Here is a 21,800-nt window from a genome sequence, read left to right as displayed (position 1 = left end):
GTCTTGCCTCTGCAAAGTGTTACGCACGGCGCAGCGTCAATACGAATTCTGCGCCGTACGAGCCGTCCGCGTCGGCTTGCGTGCCGCCTTCGGGGCCGTCCGCGACAATCGGCGCGACGCGATTGCGCGCGCTGAGCGCGCCGCCGTAATCACGCGCTATCGCCGATGAAATCGCGAGCCCGAGACCCAGGCCCTGCCCCATTTCCTTCGTCGTGAAGAACGGTTCGAACAGACGCGGCAGCGCGTCGGCGGGAATGCCGGGGCCGTTGTCGCGCACGATGATCTCGATCGCGTTCTCGCGCGCTTCCAGTTCAACGACAATGCGCGGCCTGTCGCAGGAGGCGACCGCATCGAGCGCATTGCCGATCAGGTTGATGAACACCTGTTCGAGCCGCAGATCCTCGCAGCGCACGAACACGGGCGCGCTGCCCTCCGCCAGTTCGGGCGCGACCTCGATCGCGACGTTCTTCATGCGCGGACGCAGCATCGAGAACACCTGGCGCAGCGCCCGCGCGACGTCCGCGCGCGCGTTCTTCGGCCGCGCTTTCGTGACGAACAGCTTCAACTGGTTCGTGATGTTGCCCATGCGCTCGGTCAGCGACGCGATCGCTTCGAGATTCTCGCGCGCCGCCGCCTGATCGCCGCGGTCGATCAGCACGCGCGTGTTGTCGGAAAAGCTGCGCAGCGCGGCCAGCGGCTGATTCAGTTCGTGTGTGATGCCCGCCGCCATCTGGCCGAGCGCGGCGAGTTTGCTAGCCTGGATGAGTTCGTCGTGCGCGGCGCGCAAATCCTGCTCCGCGCGCGTGCGCTCGTTCACTTCCTTCGTGAGCTGCGCGTTCGCTTCCGACAGATCCGCCGTGCGCTCCGCGACCCGCTGATTCAGTTCGGCATACGCCGTCTGCAACAACTCGCGGCTGCGGATCATCTCGCGCACGCGCGCGCGGCGCATGCGCCAGTAGAACGCGAGCAGACACAGCGACACGAACACGAGCGCCGTGACGATCACCGCGTTCTGCGCGGCGCTCTCGACGGGATCGAGCGCCGCCATGGTGATCAGTTGCCAGTCGGGTTCGCCGATCGAACGGTATGTCGCGAGATACGCCGGCGCATGACGTCCGTTGCCGCCGCCGCCGACGCGCACGATCTGCGCGCCGCCTTCGAGCGCCTTCACGATAGTCATCGGCAGCGGCGTGATCGCTTGCTGCGCGTACTGGCGTGTCGCGTAGACGGACGCCTCGATGTTCTGCGGCAGCGGCCGCACCGTGTGATATTTCCACGCCGGCAGCGACGAGAGAAAGATCACGCCGTGGTCATCGGTGACGATGAGCGGCTCGGACGCATCGGCGCCTTGCAGCCATTCGAGATTGAGCTTCACTACCGCCACGCCGATGATCTCGCGCGTGCCTTCACGAAAGACAGGCTGCGAAATGTAATACCCCGGTTCCGTCGAGATCGTGCCGATGCCGAAGAACCGGCCGACGCCGCCTTTCATCGCATCGATGAAATACGGCCGGAAGTTATAGTCCACGCCGACGAAGCTGTCCGTGGCGTTCCAGTTGCTCGCGGCGACGCTGATTCCGTTCGCGCGGATCAGGTAGGTGACGGTCGCGTGGGCGCGCGCGTTGAGGTCTTCGAGATAGCGATTCGCGCGTTCGACGTTGGCCGGATCGGGATGATCGAGCGCGTTCTGCACGACAGGATGCCGCGACAGCAGATACGGCAGATATTCGTAGCGGTCGAGCGTGCTCTTGAGCGTGTTGGTCGTGCGATCGACGCGCGCGGCGGCGTTGAGCCGGAGTTCGTCGATGCCGCTTTGCCACGCGACATGCCACGTGAGCGCGCAGCACGCCACGAGCGCGGCGAACAGCGCGAAGAACACGAGGATACGGCGCGTCACGTGAGCAGATTCCCGCGGTTGAGGATCTGTCATTGTGGCATACGCGCCTTCGGGATACGGCCCGCCGGACGCCACGGACACCACGGACGACTGCGGCGAAGCACTCGCAGACTGAGGCTTCACCGCTTGCATGATCGCGTGTCCGGATGCCGAACGCGTTTAGACCGACTTCGCTTCTTCGGTATCGGTCACGTCGACATCGCGCGACAACGCCGCTTTCAGCTTGCTGCGATCCAGCTCCTTCTCCCACGCCGACACGACGACCGTCGCCACGCCGTTGCCAACGATGTTCGTCAGCGCGCGGCATTCCGACATGAAGCGGTCGATGCCGAGAATCAGCACCATGCCCGCGAGCGGAATCGTCGGCACCACGGCCAGCGTCGCCGCCAGCGTGATGAAGCCCGCGCCCGTCACCCCGCTCGCGCCCTTCGACGTGAGCATGGTCACCGCGAGCAGCGTCAGCTGCTGGCCCCACGTGAGATCGGTGTTGGTCGCCTGCGCGATGAAGAGCACGGCCATCGTCATGTAGATGTTGGTGCCGTCGAGATTGAACGAGTAGCCGGTCGGCACGACGAGACCCACGACCGAGCGCGAGCAGCCGAGCTTTTCGAGCTTGAGCATCAGTTGCGGCAGCGCGGCTTCCGACGAGCTCGTGCCGAGCACGATCAGCATCTCTTCCTTGATGTACGCGACGAATTTCAGGATCGAGAAGCCGACCATGCGCGCGATCGCGCCGAGCACGAAGACGACGAAGATGATCGAGGTCAGATAGAACGTGCCGATGAGCTTGAGCATCGGGAGCAGCGAGCCGATGCCGTACTTGCCGATGGTGAACGCCATCGCGCCGAACGCGCCGATCGGGGCGAGCTTGGTGATGATGCCGACCATGCCGAACAGGATGCTCGACAGACCTTCGATGAACGTCGTCACCACCTTGCCGCGCTCGCCGATATGCGCGAGCACCGAGCCGAACAGCAGCGCGATCAGCAGGATCTGCAGGATTTCACCTTGCGCGAATGCCGAAACCAGCGTGTCCGGGATCAGGTGCAGGAAGAAGTCGACCGTGCTCTGGCCGTGCGCCTTGGTCGCGAACGAGTCGACGGCCTTGTGATCGAGCGTGGCCGGATCGACGTTGAAGCCGACGCCGGGCCGCAGGATGTGCGTCGCGGCGAGGCCGAGGATCAGCGCGAACGTCGATACGACTTCGAAGTAAAGCAGCGCCTTGCCGCCGACGCGTCCGACCTTCTTCATGTCCTCCATCCCGGCGATGCCGGTCACGACGGTACAGAAGATGATCGGCCCGATCACCATCTTGATGAGTTTGATGAACCCGTCGCCGAGCGGCTTCATGTCCGCGGCGAGAGCCGGATAGAAGTGCCCGAGCGCGATGCCGATGATGATGGCCACGATCACCTGCACGTACAGGACTTTATAAAGAGGTTTTTTCACGATGGTTCCAGACAGTAACAAGCGGTTGGCGGAAGGTCAGCCAGCGGCGAGCCTTGGCGCGCGGGAGCGTTTCTGCCGTGCACGGTAAGTCTGTGGGACGCGCACGCCGAATCGCGCCGCGAAAGCGTTAGCCGCTTCGTCGACGGATTCAGGGACGTTTGGATGCGAGAGGGGTCATCGGTTTGTCTCCTTGAATATTATGGGCGGCTCGCGGGCCGTGCCGTTTATAGTGCAAGGGCGATGCCAGCTTGAGATCTTTTTAAGCCTCTGATTTGTCGCGGTATTTTTTGATGCGCGGGTAGGCGGAATCTGAGTTTCCGGAAATCCGGAATGGGGATGTCCGGTGATCTGGACGGGGTTGCGGCCCCGGGCACAGGCGTTCGAAAAAAAACCCACGATATTCCGTGGGTTTTTCCCGGAAGCAGAGCCAGCGCAAAACCGCTCAAACCACCCCCGCCCCATGCGCCTGCAGATCCGCGTGATAGCTCGACCGCACCATCGCGCCGACCGCCGCATGCGTGAAGCCCATCTTGTACGCCTCTTCCTCGTACATCTTGAACGTATCCGGATGCACATAAGCGCGCACCGGCAGATGGTGCTCCGACGGCTGCAGATACTGACCGATCGTCAGCATGTCCACGTCGTGCGCGCGCAGATCGCGCATCACCTGCAGGATTTCCTCTTCCGTTTCGCCGAGACCGACCATCAGGCCCGACTTCGTCGCGACTTCCGGATGCAGTGCCTTGAAGTCCTTCAGCAACTTCAGTGAATGGTGGTAATCCGAACCCGGACGCGCTTCCTTGTAGAGACGCGGCACCGTTTCCAGATTGTGGTTCATCACATCGGGCGGAGCGGCGGTCAGGATGCCGATCGCGCGATCCAGCCGGCCGCGGAAGTCCGGCGTCAGGATCTCGATGCGCGTTTCCGGCGAATGCTCGCGAACGTGACGGATGCACTCGACGAAATGCGCCGCGCCGCCATCGCGCAGATCGTCGCGGTCCACCGACGTGATCACCACATACTTCAGCTTCAGCGCGCCGATCGTGCGCGCGAGATTCAGCGGCTCTTCCGCATCGAGCGGATCGGGGCGGCCGTGGCCGACGTCGCAGAACGGGCAGCGGCGCGTGCACTTGTCGCCCATGATCATGAACGTCGCGGTGCCTTTGCCGAAACATTCGCCGATGTTCGGACAGCTCGCTTCCTCGCAAACCGTATGCAGATTGTGCTCGCGCAGGATCTGCTTGATCTCGTTGAAGCGCGAATTGCCCGTCGCCGTGCGTACGCGGATCCATTCCGGCTTCTTCAGCTTCTCGATCGGGATGACCTTGATCGGAATGCGCGACGTCTTCGCTTGCGCCTTCTGCTTGGCAGTGGCGTCGTAAGCGGTGGGCGACGAAGCAGAAGCGGCGGGTTCGCCAGCCAGGTTTGCGGTTGCGTCAGTCATTCGGTCGATCCGGTTGTTGCAGCGGCAATTGCGGGGAGGCCGCCGATTTGAAGTGCCAGCCGTTCGGCCAGCACGAGAGCTACGTCGCGCCAGTCGGCTGCGACGCCGAGCGTCGCCATGTCGACTGTTTCGAGCCCCGCGTAGCCGCACGGGTTGATGGCGAGGAACGGCTGCAGGTCCATGTTCACATTCAGGCTCACGCCGTGATAGCTGCAGCCGTTGCGAATCTTGAGTCCGAGCGCGGCGATCTTCGCGCCCTGATGCAATTCGTGCAAACGAACGTTCGCGCCGCGGTCCGCCTGCCGCGCGGACGGTCCGGCGACATAGATGCCGGGCGCGCCAGGCTTGCGGTCGGTCGCGAGATTATACGTCGCAAGGGTTTCGATCACGGCCTCTTCGATGCGGCGCACCAGCTCGCGCACCATCAGCTTGCGCCTACGCAAATCGATCAGAAGATAAGCGACGATCTGCCCCGGCCCGTGATACGTGATCTGCCCGCCTCGATCTACCTTGACGAGCGGAATGCCGCTCCCGGCGAGCAGCAAATGGGCGGGATCGCCCGCGAGGCCCAGCGTGAAGACGGGCGGATGCTCGACGAGCCAGATTTCGTCCTGCGTCTCGGGCGTGCGGGCGTCGGTGAAGGCGCGCATCGCGTCGAAGCTCTGGCCGTACGGCTCGCGGCCGCGCCAGCGCAACGCGACCGGAAACTCACCGGAACTGAGCACGGTGTCGGATGCGTCGTGGATTGCCTGTGGGACGGCGAGCGGTGTGGCGGACATGGTGCCGGTAGTTTACCGAAATCGACCCATGCCCGCCGATGGTGAATTTGCATGCCTTCGATGGCAAATTCGAATAGTTGAAGTCAGACCACGCGCCATCCGGAGCGAAAACGCTGAGCCAGGCGCTCGATGCCCGTCGAAAGCCAGTGCATCGCGCGTTCGTCGCAGCGCGGCAGGATCGTGAAGACGACATAGGCCGGCCGGTCGCCCTCGACGGAGAGCCAGAGCCGCTCGCGCTCGCGCAGCTTGAGCTTGTCGCCGGGAACGAGCCAGTAATCCTCGATGTCGTTGCTGCGCGTCGCCCAGACCGGGTTGCCGTGAACCATCAGGCGCGTGCCGCGCGCGATTCGCATCGGCACGGTTTCGCCGGGCTTGATTTCGAACGTGACGCTTGTTGATATTTCTCGCATGATCCACTCCGCCAAAGGAACGTTTCGATGACTACAATCCTAGGCGTGGCAAGGCATCTGGCAAAACGATCAATTTTCATCGCTATGTGAGCTGTATTGACAACGACAACGCCGACAATCCACATGGACCTCCGACAACTTCCCGCCCTGAATGCGTTGCGCGCCTTCGAGGCCGCCGCCCGTCACGAGAGCTTTTCCCGCGCCGCCGACGAACTTTTCGTCACGCACGGCGCGGTCAGTCATCAGATTCGCGCGCTGGAGGCCGAGCTCGGCGTGTCGCTGTTCGCGCGCGACGGCAAACGCGTGCGCCTCACCGATCGCGGCAGGCAGTACGCGGCGGAAGTGCGCGCGGCGCTCGTCGCGCTGGCGGAATCGACGCGCCGCATCCGTTCCGGCGATCGCGACCGGCGGCTGATCGTGTCGATGCTGTCGTCGTTTTCGGCGCGCTGGCTGACGACGCGCGTCGGCAGGTTTATCGAAAAGCATCCGGAAATCGATCTCGAATTGCTGTCGACGAACGCGCTCACCGACTTCAACCGCGACGACGTGGATGTCGCGATCCGCTTCGGTTTTGGCAAGTACGCGGGCCTGCACTCGGAGGAATTGCTCGACGAGGTGTTCTTCCCCGCGTGCGCGCCGAATTTTCGCGGCGGCGAGTTGCCACGGACACCGCGCGATCTGGCGAATCTGCCGCTCTTGCGCTCGGAAGATGAACGTTGGCGCCCGTGGTTCGACGCGGCCGGACTCACCGACATCGAGGAACCCAGGCGCGGCGTTCTGTATGAGGATTCGTCGAATCTGCTGCAGGCGGCCATCGATGGTCAGGGCATCGCGCTCGTGCGCCGCTCGCTCTCGATGCAGGAAATCGGTGCGGGACGGCTCGTGCGGCTGTTCAATGTCGACGGCCCGAGTCCGTGGAAGTACTACTTCGTGTGCCCCACAGCGCTGCTTCAGACCAAGCGCGTGCAGGCTTTCAGGGAATGGGTCTTCGAGGAAGCCGAGCAGTTCAGGCTGCTCTACGAGCGCACGCCGGCGGTGTGCGATGCGCCCGCGGGCAAGCTCAGAGCACTACCTTGACCATCGGATGGCCGGTGAGCGCGCGATAGATATCGTCGAGATGCGCGCGATTCTGCGCGCGCACGGTACACGTGAGGCCCGTGTAATTGCCGCCGGACGACGGCCGGGTTTCGACACGCGATGCGTCGAAATCCTTGTCGAAGGCCTTGAGCACGTCGACGATCGTGTCGTGAAATTCCGGATGCGACTTGCCCATCACCTTGATCGGGAAATCACAGGGGAAGTCGAACAGTTCGTCGGCGCTGTGAGCGGCGGAATCGGTCGGATCGGTAGGTTGCGGCTTGTCGGACATGGCTTTCTCCTTCACTTCGCGCGTCATCGGGCGCGCGTGGCCTCTTGCGCGAATTCACGCGCCTTGGCCCGCTGGTAGGCTTCGTACAGTGCAGCATAGACCGGACCGGGGGCGCCGTCGCCGACGCTTTTTCCGTCGAGCGTCGTGATCGGCATGACTTCCTTGGTCGCGGAGCTGATCATGATTTCGTCGGCCGAACGCAATTCGGCTTCGGTGATGTCGCGTTCCTCGAACGCAATGCCTGCTTCGCGCGCCAGTTCCTCGATGAGCCCGTAGCGGATGCCCTCCAGAATGCGCGGTCCGCGCGGCGCGCCGAGCAGCGTGCCGCCCTTCACGACCCACACGTTCGACGACGAACCTTCCGTCAGCAAACCGTCGCGCAACTGGATGGTTTCGAGCGCGTCGTTTTCGGCGGCGTGCTGCGCCATCAGCACGTTGCCGAGCAGCGACACTGATTTGATGTCGCAATGCAGCCAGCGCTTGTCTTCGGCGGTCACCGCCACCGCGCCGCGCGCGCGATCCGCCACGCTCGGAAACACGAGCTGGCCGAGCATGAGGAACACGGTCGGCGTGATGCCCGCCGGAAACGCATGCCCGCGCCGCTTCGCGACGCCGCGCGTGACCTGAATGTAGACGAGCGCGTCGCCGTTGCCGGCGTTTTCCTGAATCACGCGGTCGATCAGCGCGCGCCAGCCGGCTTCGTCGAACGGATTGTCGATGCGGATCTTGCCGAGACTGCGATTGAGCCGCGCGAGATGCTGCTGCAGGCGAAACGGCAGGCGCGCGCCATCGGCCTGCGCGTAGAGCGGCACGACTTCATACACGCCGTCGCCGAAGATGAACCCGCGGTCGAGCACGGGAATGCGCGCTTCGGAAAGCGGCCCCCACTCGCCGTTCAGGTAGACCGTCGGATCGAAAACTTCGGCTTGACTCATCGCAACCGCTCCTTTTCAGACACTCGAATTACTTGCGCTTTTGCCACCACAACAGGGCCGAATCCCACAGGCGGCCAAAGATACCGGCTTCCGGCACGTCCTGCAGCGCGACGAGCGGGAACTGCGCGACTTCCTTGCCGTCCGCCATCATCTTGACGGTGCCGATCTGCTGGCCCTTCTTGATCGGCGCGACGAGCAGGTCGCTGTGCGTGACGGTCGGCTTGACCTTCTCGCCCAGGCCCTTCGGCACGGTGATGTACTGGTCGGTCGTGACGCCCGCCTGCACGCTGTCGGCCGTGCCCTTGTACACGCGCGGCGAATCGACCACCTGATCCGCCTTGTACAGGCGCAGCGCGTCGTACGCGGTGTAGCCGTAGTTCAGCATCTTCAGGCTGTCCTGCACGCGATTGTGCTCTTTCGGCTCGCCCATCATCACGGCGACGAGACGGCGTTTCGCGTCCGGCATGCCGGCGAGCGGACGCTGCGCGGTGGCGATCAGGCAGTAGCCCGCGGCCTTGGTGTGGCCGGTCTTGAGACCATCGACGGTCGGATCGAGCCACAGCAGGCGGTTGCGGTTCGGCTGCTTGATCTTGTTGTACGTGAAATCCTTCACCGAGAAGATGCTGTAGTACTCGGGGAAGTCGCGGATCAGCCGCGTGGACAGCACGGCGAGATCGCCGGCGGTCGTGTAATGCTGCGGATCGGGCATGCCGTTCACATCGGCGAAATTCGTGTGCTTCATGCCGATACGCTTCGCCGCCGCGTTCATCAGCGTCACGAAGTTGCCCTCGCTACCGCCGACGAGCTCCGCGAGCGCGATGGCCGCGTCGTTGCCCGACTGCACGATCATGCCGTACACGAGATCGTGGACGGTCACCGGCTTGTTCGCCTCGATGAACATGCGCGACTCGTCGGTGCGTACGCGGCGCACGGCCTCGCTCGGCATGACGGTCTGATCCATGTTGATCTTCTTCGACTTCAGCGCGTCGAAGACGAGATACGCGGTCATCAGCTTGGTGAGCGACGCCGGTTCGACGCGCTCATCGGGATTGCCGGACGCGAGCACCTGATTGCTGGTGGCGTCGACGAGCACCCACGAACGCGCGGTCACGTCGGGCGGCGGAACCTGAGCGAAAGCGCTTGCTGCCGCCAGCACGGCAGGCAGAACGAAAGCGGCTTTGGCGGAAACGGAAACAGAAGGAAGAGACAGGCCGGAAGGGACAAAGCGCATAGGATCGATCGGCGGAAAAAGCAGGCTGCGACGACGGCGATCAGGGATCGGCAGATCGGCGGAGCACGGGTTGAACGGGCAGACCGTCGCTGCTGGTCGGGCTTTTCGCCATGACAGCGGCGCGCGCGGCGCCGCGGCAAAAAGCGCTCGTTCGACAGACGGACGCGAAAACGGTTCTCGGAAGCCGGGTTTCGATGACCGCGAGATGCTCGACTACAGCTTCGCGCGGTCTGAAGCAGCAAAAAAATTCTGCGCTATTATACGCGTGGGCCGCGTCCGATTTCCTTTGTATCTGCGTGGTTCACGCCCGTTTTAACGTTTTTCAGGCGACGCTTAGCCGGTTTTACCGATCGATCGAGAAGCGGCTCAGCGCCATGCGTCGACGATCACGCGCTTGAGAATATGCAGCTTGCGATGGAAGAAGTGCTCGCCGCCCGGAATCACGACCACAGGCAATTCCTGCGGCCGCGCCCAGTCGTACACGGATTGAATCGGCACGGTCTCGTCCACTTCGCCGTGGATCACGAGCGTGGTGTCGGGCACGGGCGCGACTTCCCAGCGGCTCGCCGCCGTGCCGACGAACACCATGCGCTCGATGTCCTTGCCCGCATCAAGCATGCGCTTCGCGACGTGCGACAGCACGAAGGTGCCGAACGAAAAGCCCGCGAGCACGATCGGCACGTCGGCGTGGCCGGGTTGCGCGCGCATGTGGTCGATCAGCGCGAGCAGGTCGTCCTGTTCGCCGATGCCGTTGTCATGCTCGCCGCCCGTCGCGCCGACGCCGCGAAAATTCGAGCGGTACGTCACGTAGCCCAACTGGACCATGGTGCGCGCGAGCGTCTGCGCGACCTTGTTGTCCATCGTGCCGCCGAAGAGCGGATGCGGATGCGCCACCAGCGCGATGCCGCGCGGCGTTGCTTCAGGACGGTCGAGCGCGCATTCGATCTTGCCGACCGGCCCGTCGATCAGGAATTTTTCGGTTTGCGCGTTCATGCCGGTTGATCGATCAGAAGACGTTCGACGATTTTGCCGTTGGCCAGATGCGAATCGACGATTTCGTCGATGTCGGTTTCATCGATATACGTGTACCAGGTGCCTTCCGGATACACGACGACCACCGGCCCCAGCTCGCAGCGGTCGAGACAACCGGCCTTGTTGATTCGCACCTTGCCGTCGCCCGCGAGGCCCAGTTGCTTCACGCGCTTCTTCGCGTGCTCCTGCATGGCCTGCGCGTTGCAGTTCGCGCAGCTCGGGCGCGGCGCGTCGGCGTCGCGCTGATTCAGGCAGAAAAACACGTGGTACTTGTAGAAGGAATCCATGAGCGGGTGCGATGAGAAGTGTCGGTCGATTATAGCGAGCGATGTTCGTGCCCGCCCTCACCCCGCGCCGCTGGCCCGTCTCGCGCGCCGCCGCGCGAGCCACGCGCGCTCCGCCGCCGATGCGAGCCAGCCGAGCGCCGCGTACGGCCACACCCACGCGAGCCAGTGCGCAAGCCCGTTGAAATGCAGATAGCGCCCTTGCCGCCAGTCGGCGAGCACGATGTCGAAATACGGATTCACCGGCAGCAGATTGACGAGCGCGAGCGAGAGGACCAGCGCCGCGCCCGCGAGCGCCGCCCGCAAGCCGCGCGGCAGCGACACCGACAGCACGCCCGCGAGCGTCGCGAGCGCGATGCCTTCGAGCGCGCCGTCGGTCGCCCAGTCGAAGGTCAGGCCCGCGCGCGATTGCAGAAAGGTCGCGCCCGCTTTCGCGAAGAGCGTGATCGCGATGAGACCGAGCATCAGCCGCATGCGCGGCGCGCGCTTGCGCGTGAGCAGCGTCGCGAGCACGAGCGCCGCAAAGAGCGCCGTCGAGGTGATGAGCGCTTCCCACGCGTCGTCGGGCAAGAGCGCGCCGAGCCGGTCCGGCCAGCTTTCGACGTCCCATGGCGCGGGCGTCCACGCGAGAATCGCGTCCTGCATCGACGGGTCGAGCTCGTCCCACAGCACGCGCGGCAGATCGCCGCCGCCGAACAGATAGGGCGCGGGGAACATCGCCGCGAACGGCCACAGCGCCGACAGTCCGATGACATACGCCGCATCGCGCTCGAACCACGTGAAGCGGATGCGCCGCAGCACGCCCCGGTCGAGCAGCGCGCTCGTCGCGGGCGCGATCAGCACGCCGCCCAGAAGCGCGCCGAACGCATTGGCGGCGAGATCGAGATTGGAGGCGACGCGTGTAGGCAAATACGTCTGAATCGCCTCCATCGTGCCGGAGAGCAGCGCGCCGCCGAAGAGCGCCGCACCGACGGCGAGCGTGCCGCGAAAGCGCGGATACAGCGCGAGCACGATCAACACGCCGAGCGGCATGTAGCCGAGCACGTTGGTGACGACATCGAAGGCGGTCAGGTATTGCGGCAGCGGATCGAGGAGGTACGCGAACGGGCTCAGACCCAGCGAACGCCAGCCGGAGAACGGATAGAGCGAGCCATACACGACGAGCGCCGCGTACGCGGCGAGCGCCTGCCGGGAAAACGCCGACGGGCGGCGCTGCCATTGCTTGATCGTCATGAGCCGCCCGGGCGCCTCCTTGCTGGGCGGTTAATGAAACTGCCGAAGGTCATCGCGATGCGGTCAGCGGTTGTGCGGCGAGCCACGCGGAAAGTTGCGCGATCACATCGTCCGATGCGGCAGCGAGCGCCCGCGCGCCGCCGGACGCGTCGGCGCTCGCCGCAGGCGCGCTCGCGGTGAAGCTGCGCTGGCCGACCACGCGGCCCTGCTGCGTGAGCGTCGCGCGCACGGATACGAGGCCGTGGCTTTGCTCGGGCGCGTCGAAGACCTGTTCGAAACCCGTCAGCTCGACTTCGAGCAGCGGCACGGCGCGCACCGGATCGGCGCCCGAGAGAATCGGGCCGCGCGCCGCGAGCGCTTCGCGCAGACGCTGCGTCAGGAGTTGCGCGGGCGGCATCGTCCAGTGGCTGTTCGAATAGCTGCCGGTGCGCTGCGCATCGACATAGCTCAGGCGATACACGAACGCATCGGTTTCGAGATTGCGCGGCGCGCCCACCGCGAGCACCTTCACCGGCGGCGTCGGCAACCCGTTGGCAGCGCTGGTCACAGGCGTCGCGCCGAGGTCGTAATGCGCGTCCGGCATCGCGGTCGAGGTCGACCCGCAGCCCGCGAGCATCGTGACGCAGGCGAGTGCCAACGCCGCGGCCGCTCCTTTCATGTCGATCTTTGCCATGTCGTTCTCTCGATTCGATCAATGCGCGGCTTTCGCGGGCCACGTGAAGCCCGGCTCGCCCGGTCCCGGCTCCTTCTGCGGCGCGCCGAAGAGCACGCTGCGCGGATTGGTGCTGAAGGTGTCGGCGGCGCGATCGACCGAGCGGGCAGCCGCGCTCACGTCGTCGCTGAACGAGTAGAAGCGCGGCAGCGCCTCGAAGCCGACGCGCGCGGTCACGAAGCGCAGCGACTCGTTCATGTCGGCGAGCGCCGCGCCCGCGTCTTCCGCGGCCTTGCCCGCCTTGTTCAGATTGGTGAACAACGGGCCGTCCGGACGATTCAGGTTCTGCACGAGTTGATTGGTGGACGCGAGCGTGGTGTTGATCTGCTTGAGCGTCTGCGGTAACTGCGCCGTGGCGGGCTGGACCTGGCTCGCGAGCGTCGCGATGCCGTCGGCTGCGCCCTGCAGGCTCTTCGTGGTCGCCAGGAGCTGATCGCGCACGTCGTCGGAGAGGAACTTGTCGGCGTCGTCCGCGAGGCGCTCGAACTTGCGCAGGATCACGTCGCCGCGCTGCTGCAACTGCTCGAACAGGCCCGGGCGCATCGGCACTTCGGCGATGTGCTGCGGCGACGACGCCAGCGCTTCCGTGTCCTTGCCCGTGTCGTCGAGCTGCACGAACGCGATGCCCGTCACGCCCTGAAAGCCGAGCGTCGCATAGGTGGAATGCGTCATGGGCGCGTTTTTATCGACCAGAATGCGGATGCGGATCTGCCCCGGATGCGACTTGTCGAAACTGATCGACTGCACCTTGCCGACGCCCAGGCCGCGATAGCGCACGGCCGCGTCCGTGAACAGCCCGGTGACATTGGTGCGGGCGATCAGATCGTACGGCACGCGCACGGTGCGATCCACGTTGAAGAAGAACACGGCGAACGCGATGGCCAGCACGAGGGCGATCGTGAAAAGCCCAGTCCAGAACGCATGTGATTTGTTTTCCATCGGCGGGTTCCTTTGACTTCCTGGCGGCGTCGGCGGCGCGTCGTGCGGCTATTTGTTGACGGTGATCGGCGCGTCCTCGAGCGCGGCCGGCGGCAGCTTCGCGCGACGCTCGGGCGGCAGGGCCTGCAACGCGCGCCGCCCGCGCCGTCCGAGAAAATACTCGCGGATGAACGGATGGTCCACCGCGCACGCTTCCTCCACGGGCGCGGCGACCAGCACGCGCCGCTCCGCCAGCACGGCGACGCGCGTGGAAAGCGCGACCATCGTATCGAGATCGTGCGTGACCAGCACAACGGTCAGCCCGAGCGCGCGATGCAGCGTCGCGATCAGATCGACGAATTCGTCCGACGCCTTGGGATCGAGACCGGCGGTGGGTTCGTCGAGAAACAGCAGTTCGGGCTCGAGCGCGATCGCCCGCGCGATGCCCACGCGCTTGACCATCCCGCCCGACAGCGCGGATGGCATCTTGCTCGCGTGCTTGCACGACAGCCCGACCATTTCGAGCTTCAGCATCACGAACTCGCGGATCAGATCCTCGGGAATCTTGCCGAGTTCGCGAAACGGCTGCGCGATGTTGTCATACACGGTCAGCGACGAGAACAGCGCGCCCTGCTGGAACATCATGCCGGAGCGCGTGCGCAGCATCTTCGCGGTTTCTTCGTCCATGTTCGCCCATTCCTCGCCGAGCACGCGGATGGTGCCCGAGCTCGGCGATTCCAGCCCGAGCATCTGCCGCACGAGCGTGGTCTTGCCCGAGCCGGAACCGCCCAGGAGCGCGACGATCTCGCCGCGCCGGACGTCCAGATTCAGATGCTCGTGGATCACCGTGCGTCCGTAGCGCTTGGTGAGATCGCGCACTTCGATCACCGGTTCCGCGATGACGGGCGGCGGCTGGTGGCGCACGGCGGTGGCGAGCGTGGTCGACATGGCGGTCAGAGCCCGACGTTCTGGAACAGGATCGCGAACACGGCGTCCGCGAGAATGACGATGGTGATCGACGTGACGACGGAGGTCGTCGTGCCTTCGCCGAGACTCTGCGAATTCGCCTTGATGCGGAAGCCGAAATGACACGCGGCGAGCGCGATCAGCATACCGAACACGACGCCCTTGCCGAGCCCGATCCACAGATTCGCGATCGGCACGACCGACGGCAGCGAGCGAATGAAGAAGTTCATGTCGATGGACAGCACGAGCTTCGCCGCGAGCGCGCCGCCCGTCAACGCGACGATGTTGGTCCACATGACGAGCAGCGGCATCGCGATGCCGAGCGCGATCACGCGCGGCAGCACGAGCCGCAGGCCGTGCGGAATGCCCATGACCTGCATCGCGTCGAGTTCCTCGGTGACGCGCATCACGCCGATCTGCGCGGTGATCGCGGAGCCCGAGCGCCCGGCGACGAGAATCGCGGAGAGCACCGGCCCGAGTTCGCGGATCACGGACAGCCCGAGAATGTTCACGATGTACTGGTTCGCGCCGAACGCCTGCAACTGTTGCGCGGACAGATAGCTCAGCACGATGCCGATCAGGAACGCGACGAGCGCGGTGATCGCGAGCGCCTGCGCGCCGGCGCTATAGATGTTCGCGGAGATTTCCGTCCACGGGATTCGCTGCGGACGCCGAACGAGCCCGAAGAGATCGAGCATGAAGCCGCCGAACAGTGCGAGGCCGCCGTAGAGATGATCGAAGAACGTGAAGATCAGCTGACCGAGGCGCGTGACCGGATCGACGCGATCGACGGGCTCGGGTTCCTCGCGCTCGGCATCGAGCAGCGCGACGCGCTCGAAGATTTCGCGCTGAGTGTCGGACAGCGCGATGGTCGCGGGCATCTTGCGGCCCCAGACGCGCCAGAGCGCCTGTCCGCCGACGTGATCGAGCCGCTCGACGGACAGCAGATCCCACTGGCTGATCGCTTCGCGCCCGATGGCGCGCAGCCGCCGCGTGACGCCGCTCTTCGCGCGGTCGCGGGCGAGCGCGAGCGCGGTCCACTGGCCCGAGAGCCGGACCACCTTGCCCTGCTGACCAGCTTCCACCCGTAGGCGCGGCGGCGTGTCGAAGTCCAAGGATCGATGGCGCGATGAGACGCGGTTAATGGGGAGAGGACATTGTAGCGAAGTGTGTAGCGGGGGCGCGGGGATGGTGGTGCGTGCTGCATCTGGATATCGGCTTATATCCAATGGCTGGATTCCGCAGAGTCACAGGATCGAGAAGACTGAGGTGCTTCGCATCCTTGAGCAACATAGCAAATATGCTAACATCTTATGACCACGGTTGGACCATAACGTACTTCGACGAACAACTTCGCGATGAAATTTACGACCTGCCGGCCGGAATTCGCTCGGACTACTGGCGGCTGGTGGATCTCATGAAAATCCACGGTGCGAATTTGCGAATGCCCCATTCAAAATCGATGGGGAAAGGACTGTTCGAACTCCGGCCACACGGTAAGGAAGGCGTGGGCCGCGTCTTTTATTGCATGACCATTGGCAGACGGATCGTCATGCTGCATGCCTTCGTCAAGAAGACCAGGCGAACGCCCGACGATGAACTGCGAATTGCGCGAGAGCGAATGAAGGAGGTGAAAAGAAATGGCTAAAACCCGACTGCAACGCGAACTGGAACGGCGATATGAACCGGTCGCTCACACCGACGAAGACACCCGTCGCATGCTCGCCGACCCGGAATTCAAGGCGGCATATGACGCTCTGGGTCCCAAGTACGAAGCGCTCGATGCGCTGCTTCGCGCGCGCAAGGAAGCAGGTCTGACGCAAGCGCAAGTGGCCGAGCACATGAAGACGACCGCGTCGGCCGTGGCGCGACTCGAAGGCTCGCTGATCAGCGGAAAGCATTCACCTTCGCTCGATACGCTCCACAAATACGCAGCAGCCTGCGGCAAGACACTGCGGATCTCATTCGTGTGACTCGCCGGCAGGTGTAGCTCGCCGAACCCACGGCTACAATACCCGCCATGACCTCCTCCCCCTTCGCCCCCGACGCGCCCTGGCGCATCGATCGCACCCGGCTCGCGGCACTCGCCGAGCGGCCCGTTCGCGACTGGACCATCGACATCGTCGATGAAACGGGCTCTACGAACGCGGACCTGATGGCGCAACTGCGCACGTCACGGCGCGACGGCACGCCCGCGCCCGTCGCCCGCATCGTGTATTCGCAAACAGCAGGACGCGGACGGCGCGGCCGCGCGTGGCTCGCCGAACCGGGCAATGCGCTGCTGATGTCGGTTGGCTGCGTGCTGAAGCGACCGATCGAAGGATTGTCGGGCCTGAGTCTCGCCATCGGCACCGCCGTGCTCGATGCGCTCGCGCGTCTGCCGCTCGCGCCATCGGCGCGACCCGCGTTGAAATGGCCGAACGACGTCCTGCTCGATGACGGCAAGCTCGCCGGCATTCTCATCGAAACCGCGTGGAACACGCCGGACGCGACGGCGGTCGTGATCGGCATCGGCCTGAACCTGCACGGCGCGGAACAGCTCGCCGCGCAGGTCGACGACGCGAATCGGCTCGCCGCGTCATCCGCGCCCGCCGCCGCGCCGGCCGCGCTCGCACGCGCCTGGCCCGACGCCAATCTCACCGAGGCTCTCGCCGCGCTCCTCAACGCGCTCGACGCCGCGCTGCCGCGTTTCGAAGCCGAGGGCTTCAAGCCGTTTCGCCAGCGCTGGCTCGACGCGCACGCCTGGGCAGGACGCGAAGTCGCGTTGATCGATCAGGGCATGGAAGTGACGCGCGGCATCGCAGCAGGCGTCGATGACAGCGGCCAGTTGCTGATCGACGCACCCGAAGGCCCGCGCGCCGTCGCGACCGGCGAACTGACGCTGCGCCTCGCAAGGGAACGCCCGTGAAAACGTCCGGCGATGAAGCGCCGTATCTGCTCATCGACGCGGGCAACAGCCGCATCAAGTGGTCGCTCGTCGATGCCCACGGCGCGTCGCTGACCAACGGCGCATTCGAGCACGCGCATCACTCGACCGCCGCCGACGACGCCGCGCTCGGCGACTGGTCCGCTTTGCCCGTGCCGGCGAGCGCGTGGATTTCGAACGTCGCGGGCATGCCGGTGCAGAACCGCATCCAGCGACTGATCGACGCGCGCTGGCCATCGTTGCCGCGCACCGTCGTGCGCGCGCGCGCCGAACAGTGCGGCGTGGTCAACACCTACGCCGATCCGACGCGCCTCGGCAGCGATCGCTGGGCCGGCATGATCGCGGCGCGCGCTGCCTATCCGGGCGAGCATCTGCTCGTCGCGACCTTCGGCACCGCGACGACGCTCGAAGCGCTGCGCGCCGACGGCGTCTTCATCGGCGGTTTGATCGCGCCGGGCTGGTCGCTGATGATGGAGTCGCTCGGCAGCCACACCGCACAACTGCCGACGCTCGACGCCGCATCCGCACGCGAAGCGCTGAGTCAGACGCGCAGCCTCTTCGCCACCGACACGGCCGCCGCGCTGTCGTCCGGATGCCTGCTCGCACAGGCGAGTCTGATCGAGCGCGCGTGGCACGATCTGCAAGCGGACTTGCATGCCGACGTCCGGCTCGTGCTCGGCGGCGGCGCCGCGAATGAAATCGCGGGCGCGCTCGACGTGCCGCATACTCGACACGATTCCCTCGTGCTGTCCGGCCTCGCGCTCATCGCGCGCGACGCGACGGCGCGCCATTCATCCTGATTCCCTTACCTGATTGACGGAGCCCAGGAATGCTGCGCTGGCTGATCGCCCTCCTGATTCTCGCCAACTTGCTGATGTTCGCGGTCATGCGCGGCATGTTCGGTCCGCTGCCCGCGGCGGGCGCACGCGAGCCGTACCATCTCTTGCAGCAAGTGCATCCCGAAGCGCTCGCAACGCGTCCGCTCCGGCCGGAGGAATCGTTCGATCAGCCGCGCGTCGGCGGACCGGCGCCGGCCGCCAACGTGCAGACTGCGCCGCTCGGGCAGTGAGCCGGCGCAGATCAGTCAGGACTGCGCGCGAACCTTTCTGAGCAGCGCGGTTGTCGACCGGTCGTGCTCGAACGCGATGGCAAGCGCCTTGCCGCCCCAACTGCGCACGAGCGCCGATTCGGCGAGCTTGTCCATGTCGTAGTCGCCGCCCTTCACGAGCACATCGGGATGCACGGCCTCGATCAGTTGCAGCGGTGTCGATTCCTCGAACTTCACGACCCAGTCGACGCTTTCCAGTGCCGCGAGCAGCGCCATGCGATCGTCCTCGCGATTGATCGGCCGGTCGTCGCCCTTGCCGAGCGTACGCACGGACGCATCGCTGTTCACGCCGACGATGAGCGTGGCGCCAAGCGCTTTCGCATCCGCGAGATAGGTCACGTGGCCGCGATGAAGAATGTCGAAGACGCCGTTCGTGAATACGACCGGACCGGCGAGCGTGGAGCGGCGCGCGGCAAGCGCTTCGCGCGTGATGATCTTGCGTTCGAAAATAGCGGGCATGACGGCGCTCGTTGCGATGTGCTGAAAGCGCGCATTGTGCCACGACACCCTGCAAGCGAATCGGTAGCGATGAAATGCAAACGGCCCGCCGGTTTTACCCGGCGGGCCGTTCGATCGTCAGAACCTGCGGCCTGAAACCTCAGGCCGGCTGCTCGGCCGTTCCGCCCGGCGCCGCTTGCAGACGTTGCGTCACTTCCTTGCGATAGCGGTTCAATTCCTGCGCGGTCGCGAACGAACGCTCGAACAGAATCGACAGGTTGTGCAGAATGCGCTCGACGACCTTCTTTTCCCAACTGTCGTCGAAGCGGATCTGGTCGTCCAGCCAGCGTTCGAGCCATTCCGGATCGGGCAGGCGCGACTGCACGGTGTCGCGCGGAAACAGCGCCTGATTCACGTGCAGGTTGGTCGGATGCAGCGGTTTTTCCGTGCGGCGCGCGGACGCCATCAGCACGCCGATCTTCGCGAACGCCGCGCGCGCGGTGTCGCCTGCATTCGTGAGCGCCTTCTTCATGTAGCGCAGATACGCGCCGCCGTGGCGGGCTTCGTCGCGCGAAATGGTTTCGTAGATGTGCTTGATCACCGGTTCGGTGTGCCACTCGGCCGCGCGGCGATACCAGTGGTTCAGACGGATCTCACCGCAGAAGTGCAGCATCAGTGTTTCCAGCGGCGGCGCGGGATCGAATTCGAAGCGCACCGCGTGCAATTCCTCTTCCGACGGCACCATGTCGGGCTTGAAGCGCCGCAGATACTCCATCAGCACGAGCGAATGCTTCTGCTCCTCGAAGAACCACACGCTCATGAAAGCGGAGAAATCGCTGTCATGGTGGTTGTCACGCAGGAACATCTCGGTTGCGGGAAGAGCGGACCATTCGGTGATCGCGTTCATCTTGATGGTCTTGGCCTGCTCGTCGGTGAGCAGGGAAACATCGAATTTGTCCCACGGGATATCCTTCTCCATATCCCAGCGGACGGATTCCAGCGATTTATAAAGTTCCGGATAAAGCATGGTGTTCATAGTCCACCCCTGATGCCACTTATGCGACGTTATATCTGTGTTGACTTTCGGCCGGCGCGTGCGTAAGTGCTTGCATGCAAGCAGCCAAGCTTTCAATTTTACGCGGGATTCGGTCGGCCAAAGACGAAAAACGACAACGAGCGCGCAAATAGGGCGCGGCGGCATGGCCTCGCGTCCCGCTGAAACACTGCACTCCCCGTGCAAATGTTGCGTGTTGTGCGTCTTGTTCTACCGTGGGTGAGGAGCGAAACCTGTGCCTGAGGTATGTTCAAGTGGCGCCTTGACCGCCGCCGATACGGCGCCGGCCGCGCAGTATGCCCTGCTCGCGTGACAGCAATGCGATATGCATGCGCCGCGAACTTGCGCGCCAATGCTCGCCGCAGCGAGCGCAATCGATCATAACATGGCCGATTGACGCCAATCCGCGACAGTTTCGTCGATCGGCGTCAAGCCGCCGACGTGTTGTATGCCGTCGCTGAACTTGCGGCGCAGCGCCGGACTGCTGCCGCCCGCCCAGATCCGCACGTGCGGTGGCAACAGATTGCGCAGATCGGTCAGCCCGTTCGCGATGGCCTGCGCGGGCAGCACCGCCGTGAAGGAAAGCGCGACGATATCGACGTTATGCGCCGCCACGGCATCGACGATATCGTGCAGCGGCGTCTGCAAGCCGAGCTGGACGCACTCGCATTCGGAGAGCGTGAACATCGCTTCGGCCATCAGGATGCCGAGGCCGTGGCCTTCGCCCGATAGCGTGGTGAGCAGAACGCGCGGCCGGCTGCCGCGTCCACGCACGGCATCGGAGAGTGGCCGCATGAGCGTACGCATCGACGCCTGGATCGCTTCGCTGAACAAATGTTCGTGATAGACCTGCAAAGTGCCCGCAGCCCATGCATTGCCGACGCGCGCCGACAGCGGCGCCGCGACATCGAGCACGAAGCGTTCGAGCCCGTCGCGCGTGGCGCGCTTCAGCAGGCCGAAGCGAAACTCTTCATACGCGCTCTTGCGCAACAGCGAAATCAGGTGATCGAGCTCGACGTCCGGCGCATCCTGTCCGACGCCGGAGCTTTCGGCCAGTTGCTGCAGCAGGTCGATCGGTTGCGCGAGCACCTTGCTCGGGCGATGTCCCGCATCCAGCAGGCGCTTGACCAGCCGCAGCTTCGTCACCTGTTCCTGCGGATACAGCCGCTCGCCGCCCGCCGTCCGCATCGGCTGCGGAAAACCGTAGCGGCGTTCCCAGACGCGCAATGTGTCCTTCGTCAGACCAATTTCCTGAGCGATCGCACCAATGCCGATTCCCGTCGTGCCCGATGCCGCGTCAGCCCGTGGCGCGGGCTCCGGCGTTTCCGCGTCAGCCGAGAACGGTTCGGAATCGAAGTCTTGTTCTGATGAGTTTGTCATGGACAGATCGATTGGAATCATAGACACCATGTACGATGCAGATTGCATGCCCGACGCCGAAGGTGGACAAATTCGAGCGTCGTCGATGTTTCATCATAGACAAAATTACAACGGTCGTCGGTGCTGAGATGCGTTTCGTCGAGACAAACGGACACCAATGACGCGGTTCGATGACGCTTCGCGCATCGAAGGGAATCGGCAGGCTCGGCGGAACGTGGTGCGCCGCCGAGCGTAG

The 21,800-nt window shown here is 64.6% G+C and carries 25 protein-coding genes; 7 read left to right on the top strand and 18 right to left on the bottom strand.

All coding sequences use genetic code 11. The annotated features are described in order from the left end of the window. Nucleotides 1–19 precede the first annotated feature (19 nt). From NK8_RS00890 to NK8_RS00870, 5 genes are all read right to left on the bottom strand, one after another. Nucleotides 20–1,930 (bottom strand): ATP-binding protein, encoded by a 1,911-nt coding sequence (locus NK8_RS00890; RefSeq protein WP_225936183.1) that lies wholly within the window; start codon nucleotides 1,928–1,930, stop codon nucleotides 20–22. Nucleotides 1,931–2,056: 126 nt separating this feature from the next. Further along, nucleotides 2,057–3,346, bottom strand: a complete 1,290-nt coding sequence (locus NK8_RS00885; RefSeq protein WP_162064743.1) for a dicarboxylate/amino acid:cation symporter — start codon at nucleotides 3,344–3,346, stop codon at nucleotides 2,057–2,059. 442 nt (nucleotides 3,347–3,788) lie between these two features. Beyond that, complete coding sequence (gene lipA, locus NK8_RS00880) at nucleotides 3,789–4,790, bottom strand: lipoyl synthase (protein ID WP_213226864.1); 1,002 nt, start codon at nucleotides 4,788–4,790, stop codon at nucleotides 3,789–3,791. Then, on the bottom strand, nucleotides 4,787–5,569 hold the full coding sequence (lipB, locus tag NK8_RS00875) for a lipoyl(octanoyl) transferase LipB (protein WP_162064740.1): 783 nt from the start codon (nucleotides 5,567–5,569) through the stop codon (nucleotides 4,787–4,789). Before lipB ends, lipA begins: the two co-directional genes overlap by 4 nt. Nucleotides 5,570–5,652: 83 nt before the next feature. Continuing rightward, nucleotides 5,653–5,979: a DUF2917 domain-containing protein gene (locus tag NK8_RS00870; protein ID WP_162064739.1), complete on the bottom strand. Its 327-nt coding sequence runs from the start codon at nucleotides 5,977–5,979 to the stop codon at nucleotides 5,653–5,655. Nucleotides 5,980–6,102: 123 nt separating this feature from the next. On the opposite strand from NK8_RS00870, the gene NK8_RS00865 reads away from it, so the two are divergent. After that, nucleotides 6,103–7,056: a transcriptional regulator GcvA gene (locus tag NK8_RS00865; protein WP_213226863.1), complete on the top strand. Its 954-nt coding sequence runs from the start codon at nucleotides 6,103–6,105 to the stop codon at nucleotides 7,054–7,056. Here NK8_RS00865 and NK8_RS00860 read toward each other — a convergent pair. Genes NK8_RS00860 through NK8_RS00850 form a run of 3 tightly spaced genes read right to left on the bottom strand, consistent with a single transcriptional unit; the run spans nucleotide 7,040 to nucleotide 9,514 of the window. Next, entirely contained in the window at nucleotides 7,040–7,348 is a 309-nt protein-coding gene (locus NK8_RS00860) for a DUF493 family protein (protein WP_162064737.1), read from the bottom strand. The genes NK8_RS00865 and NK8_RS00860 overlap by 17 nt on opposite strands. 23 nt (nucleotides 7,349–7,371) lie before the next feature. Then, nucleotides 7,372–8,283, bottom strand: coding sequence for a D-amino acid aminotransferase (locus NK8_RS00855; protein ID WP_213226862.1), 912 nt, complete (start codon nucleotides 8,281–8,283; stop codon nucleotides 7,372–7,374). Between the two features lie 28 nt (nucleotides 8,284–8,311). Next, nucleotides 8,312–9,514 carry a D-alanyl-D-alanine carboxypeptidase family protein gene (locus tag NK8_RS00850; RefSeq protein ID WP_162064735.1) on the bottom strand — a complete coding sequence of 401 codons (1,203 nt, stop codon included), beginning with the start codon at nucleotides 9,512–9,514 and terminating at the stop codon, nucleotides 8,312–8,314. A gap of 70 nt (nucleotides 9,515–9,584) precedes the next feature. On the opposite strand from NK8_RS00850, the gene NK8_RS00845 reads away from it, so the two are divergent. Continuing rightward, nucleotides 9,585–9,830: a hypothetical protein gene (locus tag NK8_RS00845; protein WP_162064734.1), complete on the top strand. Its 246-nt coding sequence runs from the start codon at nucleotides 9,585–9,587 to the stop codon at nucleotides 9,828–9,830. Between the two features lie 50 nt (nucleotides 9,831–9,880). On the opposite strand, the gene NK8_RS00840 is transcribed toward NK8_RS00845, so the two are convergent. From NK8_RS00840 to NK8_RS00810, 7 genes are read right to left on the bottom strand one after another with little or no spacing between them, the layout of a single operon-like run. Then, nucleotides 9,881–10,507: an alpha/beta hydrolase gene (locus NK8_RS00840; RefSeq protein ID WP_213226861.1), complete on the bottom strand. Its 627-nt coding sequence runs from the start codon at nucleotides 10,505–10,507 to the stop codon at nucleotides 9,881–9,883. Then, nucleotides 10,504–10,833 carry a ferredoxin gene (locus NK8_RS00835; RefSeq protein ID WP_162064732.1) on the bottom strand — a complete coding sequence of 110 codons (330 nt, stop codon included), beginning with the start codon at nucleotides 10,831–10,833 and terminating at the stop codon, nucleotides 10,504–10,506. Before NK8_RS00835 ends, NK8_RS00840 begins: the two co-directional genes overlap by 4 nt. 57 nt (nucleotides 10,834–10,890) lie before the next feature. Beyond that, the gene (locus tag NK8_RS00830; RefSeq protein WP_213226860.1) at nucleotides 10,891–12,063 is read right to left on the bottom strand and encodes a VanZ family protein; all 1,173 of its coding nucleotides are present in this window, start codon (nucleotides 12,061–12,063) and stop codon (nucleotides 10,891–10,893) included. 49 nt (nucleotides 12,064–12,112) lie between these two features. Further along, the gene (locus tag NK8_RS00825) at nucleotides 12,113–12,736 is read right to left on the bottom strand and encodes an ABC-type transport auxiliary lipoprotein family protein (RefSeq protein ID WP_213226859.1); all 624 of its coding nucleotides are present in this window, start codon (nucleotides 12,734–12,736) and stop codon (nucleotides 12,113–12,115) included. Nucleotides 12,737–12,754: 18 nt separating this feature from the next. Beyond that, a complete protein-coding gene (locus tag NK8_RS00820) occupies nucleotides 12,755–13,714 on the bottom strand; it encodes an MlaD family protein (protein ID WP_162064729.1) in 960 nt (319 codons plus the stop codon). Nucleotides 13,715–13,762: 48 nt separating this feature from the next. After that, entirely contained in the window at nucleotides 13,763–14,641 is an 879-nt protein-coding gene (locus NK8_RS00815; protein WP_162064728.1) for an ABC transporter ATP-binding protein, read from the bottom strand. Between the two features lie 5 nt (nucleotides 14,642–14,646). Then, on the bottom strand, nucleotides 14,647–15,774 hold the full coding sequence (locus NK8_RS00810) for an ABC transporter permease (protein ID WP_162064727.1): 1,128 nt from the start codon (nucleotides 15,772–15,774) through the stop codon (nucleotides 14,647–14,649). A 185-nt stretch (nucleotides 15,775–15,959) separates the two neighbouring features. Here NK8_RS00810 and NK8_RS00805 point away from each other — a divergent pair, with 185 nt between their 5' ends. Genes NK8_RS00805 through NK8_RS00785 form a run of 5 tightly spaced genes read left to right on the top strand, consistent with a single transcriptional unit; the run spans nucleotide 15,960 to nucleotide 18,654 of the window. Continuing rightward, nucleotides 15,960–16,307 (top strand): type II toxin-antitoxin system RelE/ParE family toxin, encoded by a 348-nt coding sequence (locus NK8_RS00805; protein ID WP_213228425.1) that lies wholly within the window; start codon nucleotides 15,960–15,962, stop codon nucleotides 16,305–16,307. After that, nucleotides 16,300–16,632, top strand: a complete 333-nt coding sequence (locus NK8_RS00800; protein ID WP_213226858.1) for a helix-turn-helix transcriptional regulator — start codon at nucleotides 16,300–16,302, stop codon at nucleotides 16,630–16,632. The genes NK8_RS00805 and NK8_RS00800 overlap by 8 nt, the downstream gene beginning before the upstream one ends. A 47-nt stretch (nucleotides 16,633–16,679) precedes the next feature. Further along, the gene (locus NK8_RS00795; RefSeq protein WP_213226857.1) at nucleotides 16,680–17,567 is read left to right on the top strand and encodes a biotin--[acetyl-CoA-carboxylase] ligase; all 888 of its coding nucleotides are present in this window, start codon (nucleotides 16,680–16,682) and stop codon (nucleotides 17,565–17,567) included. After that, a complete protein-coding gene (locus tag NK8_RS00790; RefSeq protein WP_213226856.1) occupies nucleotides 17,564–18,385 on the top strand; it encodes a type III pantothenate kinase in 822 nt (273 codons plus the stop codon). The genes NK8_RS00795 and NK8_RS00790 overlap by 4 nt, the downstream gene beginning before the upstream one ends. Before the next feature lie 29 nt (nucleotides 18,386–18,414). Continuing rightward, on the top strand, nucleotides 18,415–18,654 hold the full coding sequence (locus NK8_RS00785) for a hypothetical protein (protein ID WP_061172637.1): 240 nt from the start codon (nucleotides 18,415–18,417) through the stop codon (nucleotides 18,652–18,654). 15 nt (nucleotides 18,655–18,669) lie between these two features. On the opposite strand, the gene rfaE2 is transcribed toward NK8_RS00785, so the two are convergent. The 3 genes from rfaE2 to NK8_RS00770 form a co-directional block, all read right to left on the bottom strand. Next, nucleotides 18,670–19,152 carry a D-glycero-beta-D-manno-heptose 1-phosphate adenylyltransferase gene (gene rfaE2, locus NK8_RS00780; RefSeq protein ID WP_213226855.1) on the bottom strand — a complete coding sequence of 161 codons (483 nt, stop codon included), beginning with the start codon at nucleotides 19,150–19,152 and terminating at the stop codon, nucleotides 18,670–18,672. 139 nt (nucleotides 19,153–19,291) lie between these two features. After that, nucleotides 19,292–20,167 carry an acyl-ACP desaturase gene (locus NK8_RS00775; protein WP_162064722.1) on the bottom strand — a complete coding sequence of 292 codons (876 nt, stop codon included), beginning with the start codon at nucleotides 20,165–20,167 and terminating at the stop codon, nucleotides 19,292–19,294. A 396-nt stretch (nucleotides 20,168–20,563) separates the two neighbouring features. Continuing rightward, nucleotides 20,564–21,565 (bottom strand): MerR family transcriptional regulator, encoded by a 1,002-nt coding sequence (locus tag NK8_RS00770; RefSeq protein WP_213226854.1) that lies wholly within the window; start codon nucleotides 21,563–21,565, stop codon nucleotides 20,564–20,566. Nucleotides 21,566–21,800 lie beyond the last annotated feature (235 nt).

The organism is Caballeronia sp. NK8 (assembly GCF_018408855.1).
Taxonomy (GTDB): Bacteria; Pseudomonadota; Gammaproteobacteria; order Burkholderiales; family Burkholderiaceae; genus Caballeronia.
This window is presented reverse-complemented; position numbering and strand designations above follow the sequence as displayed.

What these genes read in the sequence shown, in the direction of transcription:
- NK8_RS00890 (WP_225936183.1), bottom strand. Translation starts at nt 1,930, where the DNA reads ATGACAGATCCTCAACCGCGGGAATCTGCTCACGTGACGCGCCGTATC.
- lipA (WP_213226864.1), bottom strand. Translation starts at nt 4,790, where the DNA reads ATGACTGACGCAACCGCAAACCTGGCTGGCGAACCCGCCGCTTCTGCT.
- lipB (WP_162064740.1), bottom strand. Translation starts at nt 5,569, where the DNA reads ATGTCCGCCACACCGCTCGCCGTCCCACAGGCAATCCACGACGCATCC.
- NK8_RS00870 (WP_162064739.1), bottom strand. Translation starts at nt 5,979, where the DNA reads ATGCGAGAAATATCAACAAGCGTCACGTTCGAAATCAAGCCCGGCGAA.
- NK8_RS00865 (WP_213226863.1), top strand. Translation starts at nt 6,103, where the DNA reads ATGGACCTCCGACAACTTCCCGCCCTGAATGCGTTGCGCGCCTTCGAG.
- NK8_RS00860 (WP_162064737.1), bottom strand. Translation starts at nt 7,348, where the DNA reads ATGTCCGACAAGCCGCAACCTACCGATCCGACCGATTCCGCCGCTCAC.
- NK8_RS00855 (WP_213226862.1), bottom strand. Translation starts at nt 8,283, where the DNA reads ATGAGTCAAGCCGAAGTTTTCGATCCGACGGTCTACCTGAACGGCGAG.
- NK8_RS00850 (WP_162064735.1), bottom strand. Translation starts at nt 9,514, where the DNA reads ATGCGCTTTGTCCCTTCCGGCCTGTCTCTTCCTTCTGTTTCCGTTTCC.
- NK8_RS00840 (WP_213226861.1), bottom strand. Translation starts at nt 10,507, where the DNA reads ATGAACGCGCAAACCGAAAAATTCCTGATCGACGGGCCGGTCGGCAAG.
- NK8_RS00835 (WP_162064732.1), bottom strand. Translation starts at nt 10,833, where the DNA reads ATGGATTCCTTCTACAAGTACCACGTGTTTTTCTGCCTGAATCAGCGC.
- NK8_RS00830 (WP_213226860.1), bottom strand. Translation starts at nt 12,063, where the DNA reads ATGACGATCAAGCAATGGCAGCGCCGCCCGTCGGCGTTTTCCCGGCAG.
- NK8_RS00825 (WP_213226859.1), bottom strand. Translation starts at nt 12,736, where the DNA reads ATGGCAAAGATCGACATGAAAGGAGCGGCCGCGGCGTTGGCACTCGCC.
- NK8_RS00820 (WP_162064729.1), bottom strand. Translation starts at nt 13,714, where the DNA reads ATGGAAAACAAATCACATGCGTTCTGGACTGGGCTTTTCACGATCGCC.
- NK8_RS00815 (WP_162064728.1), bottom strand. Translation starts at nt 14,641, where the DNA reads ATGTCGACCACGCTCGCCACCGCCGTGCGCCACCAGCCGCCGCCCGTC.
- NK8_RS00805 (WP_213228425.1), top strand. Translation starts at nt 15,960, where the DNA reads ATGCTAACATCTTATGACCACGGTTGGACCATAACGTACTTCGACGAA.
- NK8_RS00800 (WP_213226858.1), top strand. Translation starts at nt 16,300, where the DNA reads ATGGCTAAAACCCGACTGCAACGCGAACTGGAACGGCGATATGAACCG.
- NK8_RS00795 (WP_213226857.1), top strand. Translation starts at nt 16,680, where the DNA reads ATGACCTCCTCCCCCTTCGCCCCCGACGCGCCCTGGCGCATCGATCGC.
- NK8_RS00785 (WP_061172637.1), top strand. Translation starts at nt 18,415, where the DNA reads ATGCTGCGCTGGCTGATCGCCCTCCTGATTCTCGCCAACTTGCTGATG.
- rfaE2 (WP_213226855.1), bottom strand. Translation starts at nt 19,152, where the DNA reads ATGCCCGCTATTTTCGAACGCAAGATCATCACGCGCGAAGCGCTTGCC.
- NK8_RS00775 (WP_162064722.1), bottom strand. Translation starts at nt 20,167, where the DNA reads ATGAACACCATGCTTTATCCGGAACTTTATAAATCGCTGGAATCCGTC.
- NK8_RS00770 (WP_213226854.1), bottom strand. Translation starts at nt 21,565, where the DNA reads ATGACAAACTCATCAGAACAAGACTTCGATTCCGAACCGTTCTCGGCT.